Genomic DNA, 3,503 nt, shown 5'->3' on the forward strand with positions numbered 1-3,503 from the left:
GGCAGGTTCTTGTCCTGCCAGATGCGACAGTCGCTGCGGTATTCGAGCAGGCTGAACCACGGCGCGAACACCAGCTGCCAGTCATGCAGGCCGCCATCGCTGCCGAGGTAACGTACGCTCTCGACCAGGCCGTGGCGTGGCGCCTGGCTGCCGTCGTCGCAGAGCAGGGCGAGGCTGACGGGTTGGCCGATGAGTTTTTCCGGGTCGTACTCGGTGTCCTGCACCAGCACGTCGAGGGTGTAGCGCGGGATGCGGCCGATGCGCTCGACGCCGTGGGCGCGCAGAGCCTGCAGCTGATCGGCACCCAGTGGGGTGGTCAGCTTGAGCAGGCGGCCGCTTTGCGAGAGCGGGGTGCCGAAGGTCAGGTTCATTAAACTGTCGAGCTTCATCAAGGCATAACTGTCTTATGGCTCCATCGTCATCCTTGATGAAGAGCTCGAAAATGAATTAAATTCGCTTAATGCTATTAACTAAATTTTCCCAGAATTCAATTGCGTCTGAATCGCTATTGAAACTTTCGCCTTTCTCCAGCGTGCTCATCTCAAGGACGGTATAAGGCTCCGTGCTCGATTTAGGTATGCCTGGAAACTCGACGCGGAAAGTATAGAAAGTCCTGCCGTCTGCTCTGGTTTTGAGTAATAGTTCGTCAAATGATAATCCCGCTATTTGTCTCTTTGTTTTTCTCATTACTGTTGAGTTTGTTAAAATCATTTGTAAAGTTGGAGTGATGATCCCTGACGTGCGCTGCTCGTAACGTTCGATGAGTCCTGGCTCAGGTTTCCCAATACGCTGAGTGTCAAAGGTTAGGTGGATGCCGGGGATCGTTGAAATAGGTAGGCCAATAGAAACTTGCTCTGGATATTTGTCGAGAGGCAGGGTTAGATAACCCGCCTCGACCGCAAAAGTCCCGCTAGGAGGACTTTCAGCAGGATGGCGGTAGTGAAGGAATGAATTAATGTCTTGAGCAACTTTGACTGCTTTGTTGAATGCGTCAAGAGATATAGATTCCACTTGTTGACGGTAAAGCGTGTTGTGCGATGTTAAATAGTAGATCTCAAAGTTGTACGTTGAGGCTTTCGAAACGACTATTATTCCGCCACCCTCTAGTGGGAGGGTTTGATCAAAAGCTTCGTATCCAGATTTGTGAAGTTTTTCTATTTCGAGTATGGATTCTTGAACTTTTGATTTTATGTCGTGCGCGCCGTTTTTACTTATGAACTCTAAATCTTTTTGTACCACTTTGTAAGATGTCCAGGAGCCGACTCCGTTAGTAGGTGCGGAAAACATGTAGCGGCCAAAGTAAAATTGAGTAGAGGGAATGTGCATGCCTGGAGCTCCGTAAACGACGCCTGGGGAGAAAATAGTTGCTACAGCACAAAAAATTGCAAGCATGCGCGCTGCTGCTTGAAGATATTTAAATTTTAACATGGGACGAAATTCTCACGATGCTATAAAGTGTGGCGTAAAGCGTTCGTCCATCGGGATCGTTGTACGCATTTTGATGCTCGTAGCCAGCGGTCTTATTATATAGCCCAGCTTTACAGGCATGAGGATGCTTGAGCGTATTTATACCATGAGCAAACGCTCCTTTTACATTGGGAGAAGCCCTAGAGCTCGCGGATGAAATGACAGGCACAGTGCCGTCTCCTGGACTTTCTTTAGGCGCGAATGAAAAAATTCGGCCAGCGCCGAGCTCAATGCGACCTGTATAGTCGTCACTTGTGATACTCAATGTTTCAAGGTCTTCCCACCCGATCCAATCAGATTCCCATGTAATTTCACCCCAAGTGATTAGTTTTTCCGATTCAGCTTCGGCAGAGTAATGAACGTAAGTAGGTGAATGATAGGCATCTTGAATGGAGGTATGAAAGGCTTTAGTTTTGTTGATGTTTTCCTCGAAGATGGCCCTCTTGCTCTGCGGCGTGCCAAACGTAACTTCTTCTTCATCCGTTTGAAACTCATTCGGATCAATGAGTTTCTCGGATTCTTTAGGAATTAAACCCCACCATTTCTGGGATTTGTATATTTCTTCATAAGGGTCGCCAGCCTCTGGCAGTGTAATGAAATCTTTCCCAATAGGAGGTCGATCCTTATCTAGTTCGCTCTGCTTTTTGCGAGCAAATAACCACTTCTTGCCATCATTGTAATTTGCTGCGGGTAGAAGCTCGAGACCCCCTCGCGAATACGCGAGTACAGCCACGGTTTCTTTGGCTGTGGGCCCCAAGATTTGTCGTGTTACAAAGCCTTCAAGTCCGTCGCCTTCAAAGCCTGCTCTTATTCTTCGATAGGCAGCAGGGGCCCCTGTGGCAGGCATCGCACCGTGTACAATACCATCAATTTTTTGATAGCCGTGTGCACCAATCATTGCGCGGGCAACTAACCCGCCCATGGAGTGAGTTACAATTATTACATTTTTTGCAGTTGGGTAGCTTGGAAGTATTTTGTGATTGATTAAGTCAATTATATCTTTCGCCGAATCTTTGTTTGACTGAAGCCAGTTGTAGCCTCCGGCCCACACCTCATAGCTTATTTCGGCGGCATGCTTAAGACCCTCTGAATCTGCTAATTCAGAAAGCGGAGAATTACTATTCCAGTCTCCCCAATCTCCGGGGAGCATATCGCAATGGTCCTTCCACCAACCTTGTAAGGCCCGATCAACCATGATGGTGTTCATTTCGTTCTGAATTGAGATCATGATAGGGTGATAGGCCGAGCGCATGATACCACCCCATCCTCTCCTCTGGAGCTCATCTTTATTTAATTTGTCAGTTAATCCATCGCTGCGAATCGGCCCATCTTGATAGACTGTAATCATTCCTTTTCGACCATCAAGGTCGTTTTGTCTATCTTTTGCGGAACTTAGAAGTGCAGATACAAAGGATCCGATAGCTGAAAATTTTGACAAAATTGTATCAGTATTAGGTGCTACCCACGCAATTTTTTTTGTTCTATTATTCCACAGATTTGTCCCCATGATGCCAGGGATGAATACTATCGGGACTACTTTGTTTTCTTTTACACCAATTTCTTTTTCTTGCTGCTGCGTAGAGCTTGACATGGTGCTTGAAGCTGTTCTGGTGCCATCTGGATTTATAACTGTGAGTAGTTTCAGTGGGTCAATCATTTCCCTATCCTCATGTATTTCAGTGCGGCGCGGTTGCACGAGTTTTTAGGTTTTATCGAGCACTTTAATCTTTAAGAACTCTGCAACCTGACTCTGCTGCACCGGAATCTTCCCCGCCGCATCCGACACATACTGCATCACGCTGCCATCCGCCCTAGTAATCTCGACCTGCACCCCAGACGCAGGCTCTCCAGTACTGAGCTTCTTGATCACATAAGGATCAGCAAAGTCAGTCTTGGGCATTTCGTTGAAGCTGTGTGACAGGCTGGTACCGCCACTAAAGGTCTTCTTCGCCCCTTTGACATCAATCGTCCCCGGCGCATGGATTTCGATATTGCCGCCCTTGATGCGGATATACCCGCCACCGCTGGTGAGCAGA

4 protein-coding genes are annotated in these 3,503 nt (G+C 47.8%); all 4 read right to left on the minus strand.

Features of this window, described 5'->3' with window-relative positions:
• On the minus strand, window positions 1–371 hold a 371-nt coding region (locus ACIQUF_RS25480), incomplete at its 3' end, for a contractile injection system protein, VgrG/Pvc8 family (RefSeq protein ID WP_403136505.1).
• A 76-nt stretch (window positions 372–447) separates the two neighbouring features.
• Window positions 448–1,428, minus strand: a complete 981-nt coding sequence (locus tag ACIQUF_RS25485) for a T6SS immunity protein Tli4 family protein (RefSeq protein WP_403136507.1) — start codon at window positions 1,426–1,428, stop codon at window positions 448–450.
• Window positions 1,415–3,124, minus strand: a complete 1,710-nt coding sequence (locus ACIQUF_RS25490) for an esterase/lipase family protein (RefSeq protein WP_403136508.1) — start codon at window positions 3,122–3,124, stop codon at window positions 1,415–1,417. The genes ACIQUF_RS25485 and ACIQUF_RS25490 overlap by 14 nt, the downstream gene beginning before the upstream one ends.
• 45 nt (window positions 3,125–3,169) lie before the next feature.
• On the minus strand, window positions 3,170–3,503 hold a 334-nt coding region (locus ACIQUF_RS25495), incomplete at its 5' end, for a DUF2345 domain-containing protein (protein ID WP_403136509.1).

It is taken from the genome of Pseudomonas sp. NPDC090233 (genome assembly GCF_044772285.1).
GTDB lineage: Bacteria > Pseudomonadota > Gammaproteobacteria > Pseudomonadales > Pseudomonadaceae > Aquipseudomonas.

Coding starts and splice junctions, on each gene's coding strand:
- ACIQUF_RS25485 (WP_403136507.1), bottom strand. CDS start 1,428: ATGTTAAAATTTAAATATCTTCAAGCAGCAGCGCGCATGCTTGCAATT.
- ACIQUF_RS25490 (WP_403136508.1), bottom strand. CDS start 3,124: ATGATTGACCCACTGAAACTACTCACAGTTATAAATCCAGATGGCACC.